This window comes from Roseibaca sp. Y0-43, from assembly GCF_020667835.1.
In the GTDB taxonomy this organism is placed as follows: Bacteria; Pseudomonadota; Alphaproteobacteria; order Rhodobacterales; family Rhodobacteraceae; genus Roseinatronobacter.
Genome location: NZ_JAFMPR010000006.1, coordinates 246869 through 262279 on the forward strand (window position 1 = coordinate 246869; position 15411 = coordinate 262279).

General features: G+C 62.0%; 15 protein-coding genes. 5 read left to right on the top strand and 10 right to left on the bottom strand.

The genetic code is table 11. From position 1 onward, the window contains the following. Positions 1-151 precede the first annotated feature (151 nt). Positions 152-979 (bottom strand): Flp pilus assembly protein CpaB, encoded by an 828-nt coding sequence (cpaB, locus tag J1C52_RS10095; protein ID WP_227427807.1) that lies wholly within the window; start codon positions 977-979, stop codon positions 152-154. Positions 980-1196: 217 nt separating this feature from the next. Beyond that, positions 1197-1421, bottom strand: a complete 225-nt coding sequence (locus J1C52_RS10100; RefSeq protein WP_227427808.1) for a Flp family type IVb pilin — start codon at positions 1419-1421, stop codon at positions 1197-1199. 336 nt (positions 1422-1757) lie between these two features. On the opposite strand from J1C52_RS10100, the gene J1C52_RS10105 reads away from it, so the two are divergent. Next, positions 1758-2609, top strand: a complete 852-nt coding sequence (locus tag J1C52_RS10105; protein ID WP_227427809.1) for a lytic transglycosylase domain-containing protein — start codon at positions 1758-1760, stop codon at positions 2607-2609. Here J1C52_RS10105 and J1C52_RS10110 read toward each other — a convergent pair. The 5 genes from J1C52_RS10110 to J1C52_RS10130 form a co-directional block, all read right to left on the bottom strand. Then, complete coding sequence (locus J1C52_RS10110; RefSeq protein WP_227427810.1) at positions 2606-3235, bottom strand: CoA transferase subunit B; 630 nt, start codon at positions 3233-3235, stop codon at positions 2606-2608. The genes J1C52_RS10105 and J1C52_RS10110 overlap by 4 nt on opposite strands. A gap of 18 nt (positions 3236-3253) precedes the next feature. Further along, a complete protein-coding gene (locus J1C52_RS10115; RefSeq protein WP_227427811.1) occupies positions 3254-4282 on the bottom strand; it encodes a PAS domain-containing protein in 1029 nt (342 codons plus the stop codon). Positions 4283-4294: 12 nt separating this feature from the next. Beyond that, complete coding sequence (locus tag J1C52_RS10120; protein WP_227427812.1) at positions 4295-4990, bottom strand: CoA transferase subunit A; 696 nt, start codon at positions 4988-4990, stop codon at positions 4295-4297. A 106-nt stretch (positions 4991-5096) separates the two neighbouring features. Next, positions 5097-7664: a type I DNA topoisomerase gene (gene topA / locus J1C52_RS10125; RefSeq protein ID WP_227427813.1), complete on the bottom strand. Its 2568-nt coding sequence runs from the start codon at positions 7662-7664 to the stop codon at positions 5097-5099. 105 nt (positions 7665-7769) lie between these two features. Beyond that, complete coding sequence (locus J1C52_RS10130) at positions 7770-8225, bottom strand: NUDIX domain-containing protein (protein WP_227427814.1); 456 nt, start codon at positions 8223-8225, stop codon at positions 7770-7772. Between the two features lie 52 nt (positions 8226-8277). On the opposite strand from J1C52_RS10130, the gene J1C52_RS10135 reads away from it, so the two are divergent. Next, entirely contained in the window at positions 8278-9000 is a 723-nt protein-coding gene (locus J1C52_RS10135; protein ID WP_227427815.1) for an alpha/beta fold hydrolase, read from the top strand. 9 nt (positions 9001-9009) lie between these two features. Here J1C52_RS10135 and trmB read toward each other — a convergent pair whose 3' ends face one another. Next, positions 9010-9708, bottom strand: a complete 699-nt coding sequence (gene trmB / locus J1C52_RS10140; protein WP_227427816.1) for a tRNA (guanine(46)-N(7))-methyltransferase TrmB — start codon at positions 9706-9708, stop codon at positions 9010-9012. A 169-nt stretch (positions 9709-9877) separates the two neighbouring features. Between trmB and J1C52_RS10145 the strand changes: the two genes are divergently transcribed. Further along, a complete protein-coding gene (locus tag J1C52_RS10145) occupies positions 9878-10306 on the top strand; it encodes an FKBP-type peptidyl-prolyl cis-trans isomerase (RefSeq protein WP_227427817.1) in 429 nt (142 codons plus the stop codon). Positions 10307-10363: 57 nt separating this feature from the next. On the opposite strand, the gene ilvN is transcribed toward J1C52_RS10145, so the two are convergent. Both ilvN and J1C52_RS10155 read right to left on the bottom strand, forming a co-directional pair. Continuing rightward, the gene (gene ilvN, locus J1C52_RS10150; protein WP_227427818.1) at positions 10364-10924 is read right to left on the bottom strand and encodes an acetolactate synthase small subunit; all 561 of its coding nucleotides are present in this window, start codon (positions 10922-10924) and stop codon (positions 10364-10366) included. A 9-nt stretch (positions 10925-10933) separates the two neighbouring features. Further along, on the bottom strand, positions 10934-12688 hold the full coding sequence (locus J1C52_RS10155; RefSeq protein ID WP_227427819.1) for an acetolactate synthase 3 large subunit: 1755 nt from the start codon (positions 12686-12688) through the stop codon (positions 10934-10936). A 417-nt stretch (positions 12689-13105) separates the two neighbouring features. Between J1C52_RS10155 and parE the strand changes: the two genes are divergently transcribed. Next, the gene (gene parE / locus J1C52_RS10160) at positions 13106-15055 is read left to right on the top strand and encodes a DNA topoisomerase IV subunit B (RefSeq protein WP_227427820.1); all 1950 of its coding nucleotides are present in this window, start codon (positions 13106-13108) and stop codon (positions 15053-15055) included. Between the two features lie 13 nt (positions 15056-15068). Further along, positions 15069-15368, top strand: a complete 300-nt coding sequence (locus J1C52_RS10165; RefSeq protein ID WP_227427821.1) for a hypothetical protein — start codon at positions 15069-15071, stop codon at positions 15366-15368. Positions 15369-15411 lie beyond the last annotated feature (43 nt).

Consider the following 15411-nt stretch of genomic DNA (forward strand, 5'->3'; position numbering starts at 1 on the left):
TCTTTATGTGAAAACTGCAACGCAACCGTCTTGCAACCCGAGATATTGTAGCCACAGGGTGACGATATGGCCGATCTAGCAGCGCGATCTTAACCAAAAACCGGCCCCGTGCAGTGGCACAGGCCCGGTTGGTGGTGAATTTCGGCCAAGATCAGTTGGTGCACGGGATTTCGATACGCACCAGTTCATTGCCGCGACGGGTGCGGATGTGGCAGGTTTCTTCCACCACTTCTTCTTGGCGCACCACGCCCAGCAGGCGGTCCTGCGTCATCTCGACATCGCCCGACACTTCGGTATCGCCCACGCCCACCAGCGCCAGCGACAACCGGCCCGAGCCTTGGGCCAGCGCCAGCGCGGCAGCCTGTTCCGGGGTAGCCTCGACCGTCACGTTGCTGGCCACGCGCACCTTGTCGGTGCGGTCCATGTCGGCGGATTGGTCCACCGCGATGATGCGCAGTTGCGACTGGATCAGCTGGGTGAATTCCTCGTTGCCATTGCGGCGGCCCGACCAGAACACATCGACATGGTCGCCGGGGCGCAGGAAGCCCGCGACACCGCTGATCTGGTTGACCGGGATGGTAAACGCCCGCATCCCCGCGCTGAGATGCGAGGTGATACCCGCTTCCTTGCCCGGTGCCGTCAGCTTGCTGGCAAGGATCATTTCCTTTTCATCCATGGTGCGCAGCACGATGCGTTCGTCGGTATTGCCGGGGAAAAGCTGCGCGACATCGGTCAGCGCGTTTTCGGGCACGGCATAATCCGGGAAGGGCGCGACCAGCACGTCCTCGCGCGTCAGCACCTCGCCATAGGTCATGGGGCGTTTTGCAAGGAACACGTTGACCATGGTGGCGGTGTTCGCGTTTGCCCGCGCCTCGACCAGTTCTGCTTGCATACCAGAGATGTAGTTTTGGGTCTGATACGCCGCGACGCCGGCCAGACCCAAGCCCGCGACAAGGACAGCTCCGAAAACGATGCGCATAATCATATCCTTTCAACTCACGTGATCCGACGTGATGCGGACCTCTTTACCCAGAAACGATGCCCGCCGAATGTGGCGGATTGTTGTTCGGGACGAGACGAAAAATCGGAGATTGCCGCCGATTCGACTGTCGAGGCGCGCGTCGGGAAAGTCGCACGGCAAAAGTGAAAAGGGCGCCCTGAAGTCGGGCGCCCAGCAAGACATGGCCTGAATCAGGTTACTCGGCAGTAACCGTGCCGTAACCCAGTGTCCCGAGACCAGGCACAGTCGCACCCGACAGCGAGGTCTGGATGTCGGTTGCCAGGTCGGTGGTGCCGGTACGAACCGAAGCGATCACGGCGATGCCCAGACCCACGATAGCGGCGGTCAGCACAACCCAGTCGACGGTCACGGCACCAGATTCGTCAGCGGCGAAGTTTTTGATGTTTGCGAACAGTTTCATGTTAAGTCTCCAACGTTTGAACAGTTTCTACTCAGCCGAACCGGTTACTCTAAAATGGTGTTTGGTCGTTCACCGCTTGGCTGAGACCCATATAGCCCCCGAACCATGGCGGGATTTGGGCACGTTTCTGACCATTTCAGAACCTTTGCACGGCTCGACTCAGGAAGAGTTCGGGAACGCGGGACAATCGCGTGAATAGTAAGAATTGTTTCGGTCAGCCGCCCAATTGGCGCGGTTTTGGGGCCACACCCGTCGGCGGGCCATTTCGATTCTGCTGGATAAATCGGCACCATATGGGCATCTTTAGGCACAAAATATAAAAGAGCAGTAAACCCGATGACGTTGGATCGCAGCCTTTTGGCCGCCCTTTGCGTGGTGGCATGGCCAGCCCTTGCGCCCGCGCAAGAGCAGCCACAAGAGCAGCCACAGGGCGATTTCACCTTCCGACGCATCGCGGTGGGCGAAGGTGGCGCCGGGCGGCGCATCACCGTGCAGATCAACCCCGAAGAACAGGCCGCGCGTCTGGCGGCAGCCCCGCGCGTGCCGCAAACGCCGCCCTCCGCCGAAGCGGCGCGGCCCGAAAGCGGCCCCGTGGGCCAATTCGCATGGTTCTGGGACCGCGTGCCCCCCAGCGGCGGGCCGGATGTTGGGCGCTTTCTGGCCGCGCGCGACGTGCTTTCGGCCCCGCCCCCCGGTGCCACGACGCGCGCCCCCCGCCTGCAAGACCTGCAAAACATCGCAGAGGCGCACGCCCCCGCCATCCTGCTCGCCACGGTCGGCACCCGCGTTTCGCCCGCGCTGGCGCTGGCGGTCATCTCTGTCGAATCGGCAGGGCGCAGCGATGCGGTCAGCTCCGCCAATGCCCAAGGGTTGATGCAGCTTATCCCCGCCACCGCCGAACGCTTCGGCGTGACTGACCCATTCGACAGCGCGCAGAACATAAAGGGCGGCGTGCAATACCTACACTGGCTGATGGAACGTTTCGGAAATGACGTGGTGCTGGCGCTGGCGGGCTATAACGCGGGCGAGGGCGCGGTGGACCGCAATGGCGGCGTGCCCCCCTATGCCGAGACCCGCGACTACGTGCCAAAGGTGCTGGCCGCGTGGCAGGTCGCCCGCGGCCTGTGCGCCACTGTGCCGGAATTGCCCAGTGACCCTTGCGTGTTCAAGATCGCGCAGTCGGGTTAATTGACGATCGTCGCCTCGGTCGCCGCGCGAATTTCATCCTCTGTCACGCCATCGGCGCATTCCACGATCTTCAGGCCGCCTTCGACCACGTCCAGCACACCCAGATTGGTGATGATGCGCTTCACGACGCCCGTGGCCGTCAGCGGCAGGGTGCATTGCTTCAAAAGCTTCGATTCGCCTGCCTTGTTGGTGTGGTCCATCACCACGATCACGCGCTTCACGCCCGCGACCAGATCCATCGCGCCGCCCATGCCCTTCACAAGCTTGCCGGGGATCATCCAGTTCGCGATGTCGCCATTCTCGGCCACTTCCATCGCGCCCAGGATCGCCATGTTGATCTTGCCGCCCCGGATCATGGCGAAGCTTTCGGCACTGTCGAAATAGGCGGTATGCGGCAGCGCCGTAACGGTCTGCTTGCCCGCGTTAATCAGGTCTGGGTCGATTTCATCCTCGGTCGGGAAAGGGCCGATGCCCAGCATCCCGTTTTCCGATTGCAGCGTGACCTGCACGCCTTCGGGAATGTAATTCGCCACCAGCGTCGGTATCCCGATGCCGAGGTTCACATACATCCCGTCTTCCAGTTCCTGCGCCGCGCGTGCGGCCATCTGGTTGCGATCCCAGGGCATGAGCCTTCCTTCCAGCGTTCAGGACTCGAAATTCACCGGCACGTCCAGCAGCACCACGGACCCCGCGGCACCGCGCACCACGTTCAGCGTGGCGTCCAGCCCGTCCAGCAGGCCGCGCACCAAGCGGCCACCGGCGTATTTCTCGCTGGGCCAGTTCACATCGGCGGGCAGACCTTCGCCATCGTCGCTGACCATGATCCGCACGCCCCCACCCGACAGGTTGGTGACGCGCATCTCGATCCGACCCTCGTCTTGCAGGTTGAAGGCGTGAGCAAAGGCGTTGTGCAGGGTTTCGGACACGATCATGGCAATGCGCGTGGCGTGGTCCAGCGTGATCTCGGCACGCTCGACTGTCTGGACAAAGCGGATGCCCGCGCGCCCCTCGTCATGCGCAATCGCGGCAGAGACGCGGCCCAGCAATGTGCCCAAATCAATCTTGCCGCGCCCGTCGGCCCCGCCGGTCAGGCGCATTTCCTCATAGACCAGTTGCAACGTCTCCAGTCGGCGCGGCAGGGCTTCCAATTCGCGCCGGGTGGACATGTCGTCATTCGCGGCGGGTTCGCGCAGGCTGGTCAGGATCAGCGCCAGATCGCGCTGCACAAGGTTCTGAACCACCGCCAGATTGTCGACCGTGATGCGGTTGTCGGCCCCGCGGTCGGTTTCGGTCAGTTCTTTCTGGATACCGAAGAAGAAGACCGGCTCGCCCTCTTCATCCATGATCGGCGCGATAATCAGCCGGTTGAAGAACGGAGTGCCATTGGCGCGGTAATTGACAATATCGACCGACACTTCGCGCCGCGCCTCGATCGCCGCGCGAATGCGGTCCACGTCGCGCTTGTCGGTCTTTTCGCCTTGCAGGAAACGGCAATTGCGCCCCACGGCGGCGGCGCTGCTGTAACCGGTCGTGCGCTCGAACGCGTCATTGACGTAAACGATGGGGTTGTCGTCCTGGTTCGGGTCGGTCAGCACCATTGCAATGCTCAGCCGTGAGAAGCCCGAAAAAGCTTCATTCGTGCCCAATGCGCTTGAAAGCGTTTGTCCTTCCATCGCCTTCCCTCGTTACGCCGCGCGCGTGGTGCGCTGTTCAATTCTCTTTTCGTGTTCGCCTTGAATCAGGCGGTGCACGTAAATCCCCGGCAGATGGATCGCATCCGGGTCCAGCGTGCCCGGTTCGACAATTTCCTCCACCTCAAGCACACAGACCTTGCCACATTTCGCGGCAGGCGGGTTGAAATTTCGGGCAGTCTTGCGGAAAATCGCGTTGCCAGTCGTGTCAGCCTTCCAGGCTTTCACGATGGACAGATCGGCGAAAATGCCTTCTTCCAGAATATAGGTCTCGCCGTTGAACTCTTTATGTTCCTTGCCTTCGGCGATCTGGGTGCCCACGCCGGTCTTGGTATAGAACCCGGCAATTCCCGCACCGCCCGCGCGCATCCGTTCGGCCAAAGTGCCTTGGGGGTTGAATTCCAGCTCCAGCTCTCCCGACAGGTATTGGCGCATGAATTCGGCGTTTTCGCCCACATAGGACGACATCATCTTCTTGACCTGGCGGCTTTCCAGCAGCACGCCCAAGCCAAACCCGTCGACACCGGCATTGTTGGAGGCAAAGGTCAGATCCCTGGTGCCCGCGTCGCGAATGGCGGCGATCAGCAGTTCCGGGATACCGCACAGCCCGAACCCGCCCGATGCGATGGTCATCCCATCGAACAGCAAGCCATCAAGGGCTTCGGCGGCAGAGCCGAAAACTTTCTGCATGACATTCGTCCCCGAGTTTTTTGTTCCCTCATCACTGACCTGCCCCAAGGGCAGAGTCAATATGAAGCAACCTGACAGATCAACTGTCAGGTGTAATTGTCAAATTTCACTCGGCCTTTTTGGCCTTTGCCTTGGTGGCGGCTTTCTTCGGGGCTGCCTTCTTGGTAGCGGGCTTCTTTGCGGGGGCTTTTTTCTTGCCCTTGGTCGCGGCCTTGGCGTTCACCAGTTCCAGCGCCTGTTCCAGCGTGATGCTTTCCGGCTCCATATCCTTGGGCAAGGTCGCGTTGATCTTTTCCCATTTCACATATGGCCCATAGCGCCCCTTCATCACGGCAATCGCGCCGCCATCGGGGTGGTCACCCAAGGTTTTCAGCGGTTCCGCCGCCGCCGCGCGACCGCGCTCGGGCTTGGCGGCCAGCACCTCGACCGCGCGGTTCATGCCGATGGTGAACACCTCGTCCACCTCGGGCAGGTTGGCGTATTTCTTGCCGTGCTTCACGAAGGGGCCGTAGCGTCCGATCCCCGCTTCGATCATCTCGCCGTCATCGGGGTGCGGGCCGACGGGGCGCGGCAGCGACAGAAGCATCAGCGCCTTTTCAAGGTCGATGCTGTCAATCTCCCACCCTTTCGGCAAGGACGCACGGGGCGGTTTCGGGTCTTCCTTCGTGGCCTCGCCGCGCTGCACATAGGGGCCGAAACGCCCGGTGCGCAGGCTGATCGGGTCGCCCGCATCATGGCCCAAGAGCTTGCCGTCGCCCGAAAGTTCCGCCTCTGCCTCGTCCGTCACGCCAATCGGGCGAGTGAAGCGGCATTCGGGGTAGTTTCCGCAACCGATGAACGCCCCGCCAGAGCGCGCGGTTTTCAGATGCAACCGCCCTTCGCCGCATTTGGGGCAGATGCGCGGATCGGTCCCATCCTCGCGCGGGGGGTAAAGCTGCGGCGCCAGAACCTCGTCGATCTTGTCCAGCACCTCTGTGATGCGCAGATCGGCGGTTTCGGAAATCGCGGCCGAGAAATCGCGCCAGAACTGGTCAAGCACTTCCTTATAGTCAGCCTCGCCCGCCGAAATGTCGTCCAGCTTCTCTTCCAGCGCGGCGGTGAAATCGTATTCCAGGTAGCGCTTGAAATAATTGACCAGAAAGATCGTGACCAGGCGGCCCTTGTCCTCTGGCATCAGGCGGTTCTTGTCCTTGATGACATAGCCCCGGTCCTGAATGGTCGTCACGATGCTGGCATAGGTGGACGGACGCCCGATCCCCAGCTCTTCCATGCGCTTGACCAGCGTCGCCTCTGTGTAGCGGGGCGGCGGCTGGGTGAAATGCTGCTCGGGCGTAATGCTGCGCTTGGTCAGCTTGTCGCCTTCGGACAATTGCGGCAGGCGCTTGTCGTCGTCATCGACCACATCGTCGCGGCCTTCTTCGTAGACCTTCAGAAAGCCGTCGAACAGCACCACCTGCCCCGTCGCGCGCAGACCCACCTGCCCGTCTTTCGAGCCGATCTCGACCGTCGTGCGCTCCAGCCGCGCGGCTTCCATCTGGCCCGCGATGGTGCGCTTCCAGATCAGGTCGTAAAGCTTGCGCTGGTCGGCATCCGTGACCTTCAACTTGTCGGGGCTGACCGCCATGTCGGTCGGGCGGATACATTCATGCGCTTCCTGCGCATTCTTGGCCTTGTTCTTATACATGCGCGGCGAGGACGGCACATAATCTGCCCCGTAGCGGTCCTTGATGACATCGCGCGCGGCCATCACGGCTTCGGGGGCCATGTCGATCCCGTCGGTCCGCATATAGGTGATGTAACCCGCCTCATACAGGCGTTGCGCGGTGCTCATGGAGTGCTTCGCGCCCATGCCGAATTTGCGGCTGGCTTCCTGCTGCAACGTGCTGGTCATGAACGGGGCCGAGGGGTTGCGGCTGGCGGGCTTCGCTTCGACCGAGGTGACGGTCAGATCGCGCGAGGTGACGGCCTGAACCGCCATTTCCGCCGCCGTCTGGTTGTTCAGGTCGAACTTGTCCAGCTTCTTGCCCGCAAGGCTGACCAGTTTCGCGCTGAACTCTGCCCCGCGCGGGGTGGCAAGTGCGGCGTCCACGCTCCAGTATTCCTGTGCGCGAAAGGCCTCTATCTCCATCTCGCGCTCGACGATCAGGCGCAGGCACACCGATTGCACCCGCCCCGCCGATTTCGCACCGGGCAGCTTGCGCCACAGCACCGGCGACAGGTTGAAGCCCACCAGATAGTCCAGCGCGCGCCGCGCCAGGTAGGCGCGCACCAAGGGCATATCCACATCGCGCGGGGCTTTCATCGCCTCTGTCACGGCGGTTTTGGTGATCGCGTTGAACACCACGCGCTTCACGGGCGTCGTTTTCTTCAGCGCCTTCGACTTCGTCAGCGCCTCGGTCAGGTGCCACGAAATCGCCTCGCCCTCGCGGTCGGGGTCGGTCGCAAGGATCAGTTCGTTATCGTCTTTCAGCGCTTCGGCAATGGCTTTGAGGTGCTTGCGCGAATCGCTCGCCACCTCCCATTTCATGTCGAAATCATGCTCGGTATCGACCGACCCGTCCTTGGGCGGCAGGTCGCGCACATGCCCGTAAGAGGCGAGAACCGTGTAACCAGACCCAAGATATTTGTTGATTGTCTTGGCCTTGGCAGGCGATTCGACGACGACAACGGCCATGAATTCCTCGAAATGACTTGCGCGATGCGCTTTCCAGTGATGCGGGCTTACATGTGAGACCCGGACAGGGAATGTCAATGCAAAGCCAATCCAGCCCCGCCCGCGCTACAGCACAATCGGCTCTAGCGGGTCATAAAACGCGCTGGCCGCATCCCCATCGCTGCCAAAGGCCAGATCGGGCAGGCTGTCGGGCTTGAAGCGCAGGCCGCGCAGCTCTGCCTCTGTCACGAAACGCCGCGCAGTGACCACGCCTTCGGGGTCGCGCCACGCGGGGTCTATCTGGCCGCCGATGATCGTGGCGTGGAAATAGATGTCCACCTGGTGAAAACTGCCCTTGGGGTCGTGAAACTCGTTCACAAGGCAAGGCGCGCCCACGGCAATCTGCAAGCCGCATTCCTCGTGGATTTCGCGCTTCAGGTTGTCGGGCAGCGATTGCCCGCGCTCGACCCCGCCACCGGGCGCGCACCACAGATCGCTTTTGCCATCGGGCCAGGCATTGACCAACAGCAAGCGGTTCTGGTGCAGGATCAGCGCACGCACGGCAAGGCGCGGGGTCGGCATGGGGCACTCCGTTCTTCTGGCACATCCCCTTGTGCCACCATATATGTGGCACATGAAAGCCATTGCCCTGATCGCCGCCCTTGCCCCCCTGCCCGCCGCCGCCGATTGCGTGCTGCTGCTGCATGGGCTGGCGCGGACCGAAACCTCCATGCTGGTGATGGAAGAGGTGCTGGACCTGCACGGTTTTCAGGTGGTGAACCAAGGCTACCCGTCGACCGCCGCGCCGATTGCCGAGCTTGTGGACCATGTCGGCACCGGCGTTGCGCAATGCGGCGCGGGCCCGGTGCATTTCGTCACGCATTCCATGGGCGGCATCCTTGCCCGCGCTTGGCTGGAGCGCAACCGCCCCGAACAGATGGGCCGCGTGGTCATGCTGGCCCCGCCCAATCACGGGTCGGAACTGGTGGACGTGTTTTCCGACATTGACGCGTTCGAATGGATCAACGGACCAGCGGGGTTGGAGCTGGGCACTTCGCGCGATGCAACGCCCAACCAACTGCCCGAATTTCCCGATTACGAACTGGGCGTGATCGCGGGCGATCTGTCGCTGAACCCGCTGACCTCTGCGCTGATCGACGGCGCGGATGACGGCAAGGTGTCGATCGAGAGCACCAAGCTTGCCGGCATGACCGACCATATCGTGCTGCCCACGTCCCATACCTTCATCATGTCGAACCCGATCGTTCTGGCCGAAGTGCTGGAATTCCTGCGCTACGGGCAGTTCGACCACGGCATCACCTTCATGGGAGCGGTGCGCAAGCTGGCAAGCCCCTAGGCGGCGGGCCTAGCCGTCCCGTCGGAAGGTCAGGTAATGCGGCCGCCGCCCCTCGCGCAGCGCCTTTTGCTCGTAGCGCGTGGACAGCCAATCGTCCCATGGCTGCGCCCAATCGGCCGGGTCGGGCGTCAGGCAGGTGAACCCGGCTTGCGGCACCTCTTCCATGGTCTGGCGCACGTAATCGGGAATGTCGGTCGCCACGCGGAAAATGGCACCGGGCGTCATGACCCGCGCCAAGGGCAACAGGTGATCGGGCGTAACAAAGCGGCGGCGATGGTGGCGCGCTTTGGGCCACGGGTCGGGATAGAGAAGAAACGCGCGGTCCAGACAGGCATCGGGCAGGACATCGAACAAGTCACGCACATCCCACGAATACAAGCGCAAGTTCGCAACCCCGGCGGCGCGGATCTTGCCCAGCGCCATGGCAACGCCGTTGATATACGGCTCGCAGCCAATGATGCCCACGCCGGGGTTGCGCGCGGCCTGATGAACCAGATGCTCGCCCCCGCCGAAGCCCACTTCCAGCCACAGGGGCCGCGCGTCGCCAAAGAAACTGGCCGGATCCACAGGATTGCGCTCAGGGTTTTCGTCACGGGATACGCCCCGCAATTCCAGCGCGGGCAGGTCTTCGTCCAGATACCGCCGCTGCGCGGGCTTCAGCGCCTTGCCCTTGATGCGCCCGTAGAAATTGCGTTCCTGCTCGGCCATGATGCCCCCCTGTCGCGGCGCGGGGTATGGCGGCTTGGCGCTGACCCGTCAAGCAGGCAAAGGCGGCGGGGTTTACATTCGGGCGCGCTCTTGGCAGGTTTGGGCCAAGAGCAACCGCGCGAGACTGCGCGCCTCGAGCAATCCACTCCCGAAATCGGAAGGAAACCCCATGACGCACGCAACCGCGGGCAAGACCGTTCGCATTCACTACACCGGCACGCTGGACGACGGCACCGTCTTCGACAGCTCCGAAGGCCGCGATCCGCTGGAATTCACGCTTGGGTCGGGCCAGATCATTCCGGGGCTGGACCGCGCCATTGACGGCATGGCCACGGGCGAGACGAAATCCGTGACCATCGCCGCCGCCGAGGCCTATGGCGACTACCACCCCGAAGCGCGGCAGGAAGTGCCACGCGAGCAGATCCCGGCAGAGATTCCGCTGGATCTGGGCACGATGCTGAACATGCAGACGCCGGACGGGCGGCAAATTCCGGTGCAGGTGGCCGAGGTGACAGAGACGACCGTGACGCTCGACGCCAACCACCCTCTGGCCGGCAAGGCGCTGACCTTTGCGGTGGAAGTGGTCTCGGTCGCCTAAGACACAGACAAGAAACGACAAAGGCCGCCCGATCAGGGGCGGCCTTTTGCTTGGGGCTCAGACCCCGCGCGAAATCGCGGCGACCCCGGTGCGCGCCACCTCGATCAGCCCCAAGGGCTGCATCAATTCGGCAAAGGCATCGACCTTTTGCGGCGTGCCCGTCATCTCGAACACGAAGCTTTCCAGCGTCGAATCCACCACATTGGCGCGGAAAATCTCTGCCAGACGCAGCGCTTCGATCCGCGCCTCGCCCTTCCCCTTCACCTTGAACAGCGCCAGTTCGCGCTGCACGTTCGGCCCTTCCAGCGTCAGGTCATGCACGCGGTGCACGATGACCATACGCTCAAGCTGCGCCTTGATCTGCACGATCACCTGCGGCGTGCCGCTGGTGACAACCGTGATGCGCGACAAATGGCCCAGATGGTCCACCTCTGCCACGGTCAGGCTGTCGATGTTGTAGCCGCGCGCCGAGAACAGGCCGATCACGCGCGCAAGAACGCCGGATTCGTTATCGACGATCACCGCAAGCGTATGCGTCTCGATCACCTCTGCATTCGGGTCGCGCAGGTCATAGGCGCTATGTTTCGACGCGCCTTTCTGGATATTGAGGGGGGACATATCTCTTCCTTACACCAAAACCGCGCCCTTGGCGCCAATCACGCCTTGGGTTTCCGCGTCGCCCAGCAGCATGTCGTTATGCGCGTTGCCCGAGGGGATCATGGGGAAGCAGTTCTCGTGCTTTTCCACGATGCAATCGAAGATCACCGGGCCGTCATAGGCCAGCATCTCGCGGATCGCGTCGTCCAGATCGGCCTCGTTGTCGCAGCGGATGCCCTTGCAGCCAAAGGCCTCTGCCAGCTTCACGAAATCGGGCAGCGCTTCGGACCAAGAGCTGGAATAGCGCTCGCCATGCAAGAGTTCCTGCCACTGGCGCACCATGCCAAGGCGCTCGTTGTTCAGGATGAACTGCTTCACCGGCGCGCGATACTGGATCGCGGTGCCCATCTCTTGCATGTTCATCAGCCACGACGCTTCACCCGCCACGTTGATGACCAGCGCATCCGGGTGCGCGATCTGCACGCCGATGGACGCGGGCACGCCGTAGCCCATGGTGCCCAAGCCGCCCGATGTCATCCAGCGGTTCGGCCCTTCAAAGCCCAGATATTGCGCCGCCCACATCTGGTGCTGGCCCACTTCGGTGGTGACATAGCGGTCCATTCCTTTGGTAAGGGCTTCCAGACGGGCAATCGCGTGTTGCGGACGAATGGCATGGGTACCGGGCTTGTAGGCCAGGCAATCCACCGCGCGCCATTCGTCGATCTGCTTCCACCACTTGGCCAGTGCTTCGCGGTTCACCTTGGCCCCGCGCGATTTCCACAGCGCCAGGGCTTCTTCCAGCACTTCGGCCACGTCACCGATAATGGGCACATGCGTGTGGATGACCTTGTTCAAGGACGATGGGTCGATGTCGATATGCACCTTGGTAGAGCCGGGGCTGAACGCGTTGATCCGCCCGGTGATGCGGTCGTCAAACCGCGCGCCGATATTCAGCATCAGGTCGCAATCATGCATCGCCCAGTTGGCCTGATAGGTGCCATGCATCCCCAACATGCCCAGCCATGCCTTGCCCGATGCCGGGTAACAGCCCAAGCCCATCAGCGTGGATGTGACCGGAAAGCCCGTCGCCTCTGCCCATTCGCGCAGCAATTCGGTGGCACGGTCGCCCGAATTGATGACGCCGCCGCCGGTGTAGAAGACCGGGCGCTCGGCCGTCTCGATCAACTCGACCATGCGGGCGATCATTTCCGGGTCGCCCTTGGTGCGCGGCGCGTAATGGCCGGTGCGGGTGTCGGCTTTTTCGGTATAGGTGCCGGTGGCGAATTGCACATCCTTGGGAATATCGACCAGCACCGGGCCGGGGCGGCCCGTGGTGGCGACATGGAACGCTTCATGGATGGTGGCCGACAGCTTGTCGGTTTCCTTCACCAGCCAGTTCATCTTGGTGCAGGGGCGGGTAATGCCGACGGTGTCGCCCTCTTGGAACGCGTCGGACCCGATCATGAAGGTCGGCACCTGCCCGGTCAGAACCACGACCGGGATCGAATCCATCAGCGCGTCGACAATACCGGTCACGGTGTTGGTCGCACCGGGGCCAGAGGTCACAAGCACGACGCCCGGCTTGCCGGTCGAGCGTGCATAGCCTTCGGCCGCGTGGATCGCGCCCTGTTCGTGGCGCACAAGGATGTGCTTGATGTCGTTTTGCTGGAACAGCTCGTCATAAATCGGCAGCACGGCGCCGCCCGGATAGCCAAAAATCACTTCCACGCCCTGATCCTTCAAGGCTTCGATCACCATCTTGGCTCCGGTCATCTGACGTGTCATCGTTTGCTCCATCCACCGTCATGTCAAAGGCGCTTTAGCGCGGGTCGCGGCAATAAAAAAGCCCCCGGTTCCGTCGGGGGCGCATGGGGTTCCGTTATGGAAGTCCGTTACCGGCCCATGCGCATCTTTCCTACTACGATTACAAGTGCATTCCGCATTGCCGCTTTCCCTTGCATTGCAGGGCGCAACCTAAGTTGCGAAGCTTGGCGGGTCAATGCCAAAATTGCCAGAAACTTGCGCAAATCCGCCCGAAAGCTTTTCACATGTTGCGCATTCGGGCACGGCAGCGCAGCAAGCCCGATCCATGACCTTGCCGATCCGCCACCCAAGCCAAGCCACAGCCCCCAATCCCTTGCGCCTGTGCGCCTTGGGTGGTCTACTGGTGGTGTTCCCACACAGAAATGGAATCGTGCGCCCATGTCCGACCTTTTGCCGCAAGCCGACAGCTATGACGCCTCATCCATCGAGGTGCTGGAAGGGCTGGAACCCGTCCGCAAACGCCCCGGCATGTATATCGGCGGCACCGATGAGCGCGCGCTGCACCATCTGGTGGCCGAGGTTCTCGACAACTCCATGGACGAAGCTGTGGCAGGCCACGCCAACCGCATAGAGGTGGAACTGCACGCCGATTACTCCATCACCATCCGCGACAATGGCCGCGGCATTCCCATCGACCCGCACCCCAAATTCCCCGACAAATCCGCGCTGGAGGTCATTCTCTGCACGCTCCACGCAGGCGGCAAATTCAGCGGCAAAGCCTATGCCACATCGGGCGGTCTGCATGGCGTGGGCGCGTCGGTCGTGAATGCGTTGTCGGACACCATGCGCGTCGAAGTCGCCCGCAACCGCGAGCTTTACGCGCAGGAATTCTCGCGCGGCATCCCCCAAGGCCCGGTGGCCAAGGTCGGGCCTGCGCCGAACCGGCGCGGCACCTCTGTCACCTTCCACCCGGATGCCGAGATCTTCGGCGCGCTGAAATTCCGCCCTGCCCGCCTGCTCAACATGGTCCGCTCCAAGGCCTACCTGTTCTCGGGCGTGGAAATCCGCTGGAAATCCGCCATCCCCGATGGCGACACCCCGACCGAAGCCGTCTTCCACTTCCCCGGCGGTCTGGCTGATTACCTGAACGAGCAACTCACCGGCAATGTCACCTATTCCGACAAACCTTTCGCCGGCAAGGTCAGCTTTCAGGACAAGTTCAACCAGCCCGGTTCCGTCGAATGGGCCATCAACTGGACACCTGCGCGCGACGGGTTCGTGCAATCCTACTGCAACACCGTCCCCACCCCCGAAGGCGGCACGCATGAGGCGGGCTTTTGGGCCGCGATCCTGAAGGGCATCCGCGCTTACGGTGAACTCGCCAACAACAAGAAAGCCGCCCAGATCACGCGCGAGGATATGGCGGCGGGCGGCTGCGCGCTTGTGTCCTGCTTCATCCGCGAACCCGAATTCGTGGGCCAGACCAAGGACCGGCTGGCCACCACGGAAGCCGCGCGCATGGTCGAAGGGGCCGTGCGCGACCATTTCGACAACTGGCTGGCCGCCGACCCCAAATCGGCGGGCGCGATCCTCGATTTTCTGGTGTTGCGCGCCGAAGAACGGCTGCGGCGGCGGCAGGAAAAGGAAACCTCGCGCAAGACCGCGACCAAGAAACTGCGCCTGCCGGGCAAGCTGGTCGATTGCTCCGCCACCAACCGACAGGGCACAGAGCTGTTCATCGTCGAGGGCGACAGCGCGGGCGGCTCTGCCAAGATGGGCCGCGACCGCCGCACGCAAGCCCTGCTGCCCTTGCGCGGCAAAATCCTGAACGTGCTGGGGGCGGCGTCGAACAAGCTGAGCACGAATGCAGAGATCAACGATCTGTGCCAGGCCATGGGCGTGGGCCTCGGGTCCAAGTTTCGGCTGGATGATTTGCGCTATGACAAGATCATCATCATGACCGACGCCGACGTGGACGGTGCGCATATCGCGGCACTGTTGATGACCTTCTTCTACACCCAGATGCGCCCCATGATCGACGCGGGCCACCTGTATCTGGCCTGCCCGCCCCTGTTCCGGCTGACCCAAGGGGCCAAGCGGGTTTACGCTTTGGACGAGGCCGAGAAGGATAGGCTGCTGGCCGAGGGCTTGGGCGGCAAAGGCAAGATCGACGTCTCCCGCTTCAAGGGCTTGGGCGAGATGGACGCGAAGGATTTGAAGGAAACGACGATGGACCCGGCCAGCCGCCGCCTGATCCGCGTGTCGGTCGATGACGACATGCCGGGGGAGACATCGGACCTTGTCGAGCGGCTGATGGGCAAGAAGCCGGAATTACGGTTCCAGTATATCAGCGAGAACGCGCGGTTTGTGGAGGAGTTGGATGTTTGAGAGATAGTTTTGCATGAACGGGGAATTAAAAAGCTACTCATTTTCAATGAGCGGAAAGGTTGCGCTCAACTTGCTTTTTGTTGAGATATATTTTCTATTTCGCGCTGGAAAGTCTCCATTCTTCTTTACACTTTCGGACTTTGTTGATCGCTTCTCCATTGAAATTCTCTATATCTCTCTGGTTCTTTTCTTAATAACTGGATTTTTATTTCCAATAGCTTTTATAGCCTACCACTCGGTATTTTGGCTCCTTGATGGCATCAGGGGAATCGCGTTTGGAACTGAGGGAGTGAGCATCTGCCCTTGCGGATGACGACGGGATCGATTCTGGATGGGGGATTCATGTCCTGGAGCCT

Coding starts and splice junctions, on each gene's coding strand:
- J1C52_RS10155 (WP_227427819.1), bottom strand. CDS start 12,688: ATGACACGTCAGATGACCGGAGCCAAGATGGTGATCGAAGCCTTGAAG.
- J1C52_RS10100 (WP_227427808.1), bottom strand. CDS start 1,421: ATGAAACTGTTCGCAAACATCAAAAACTTCGCCGCTGACGAATCTGGT.
- J1C52_RS10105 (WP_227427809.1), top strand. CDS start 1,758: ATGACGTTGGATCGCAGCCTTTTGGCCGCCCTTTGCGTGGTGGCATGG.
- ilvN (WP_227427818.1), bottom strand. CDS start 10,924: ATGTCCCCCCTCAATATCCAGAAAGGCGCGTCGAAACATAGCGCCTAT.
- topA (WP_227427813.1), bottom strand. CDS start 7,664: ATGGCCGTTGTCGTCGTCGAATCGCCTGCCAAGGCCAAGACAATCAAC.
- cpaB (WP_227427807.1), bottom strand. CDS start 979: ATGCGCATCGTTTTCGGAGCTGTCCTTGTCGCGGGCTTGGGTCTGGCC.
- J1C52_RS10120 (WP_227427812.1), bottom strand. CDS start 4,990: ATGCAGAAAGTTTTCGGCTCTGCCGCCGAAGCCCTTGATGGCTTGCTG.
- J1C52_RS10115 (WP_227427811.1), bottom strand. CDS start 4,282: ATGGAAGGACAAACGCTTTCAAGCGCATTGGGCACGAATGAAGCTTTT.
- J1C52_RS10145 (WP_227427817.1), top strand. CDS start 9,878: ATGACGCACGCAACCGCGGGCAAGACCGTTCGCATTCACTACACCGGC.
- J1C52_RS10130 (WP_227427814.1), bottom strand. CDS start 8,225: ATGCCGACCCCGCGCCTTGCCGTGCGTGCGCTGATCCTGCACCAGAAC.
- parE (WP_227427820.1), top strand. CDS start 13,106: ATGTCCGACCTTTTGCCGCAAGCCGACAGCTATGACGCCTCATCCATC.
- J1C52_RS10110 (WP_227427810.1), bottom strand. CDS start 3,235: ATGCCCTGGGATCGCAACCAGATGGCCGCACGCGCGGCGCAGGAACTG.
- trmB (WP_227427816.1), bottom strand. CDS start 9,708: ATGGCCGAGCAGGAACGCAATTTCTACGGGCGCATCAAGGGCAAGGCG.
- J1C52_RS10135 (WP_227427815.1), top strand. CDS start 8,278: ATGAAAGCCATTGCCCTGATCGCCGCCCTTGCCCCCCTGCCCGCCGCC.
- J1C52_RS10165 (WP_227427821.1), top strand. CDS start 15,069: ATGAACGGGGAATTAAAAAGCTACTCATTTTCAATGAGCGGAAAGGTT.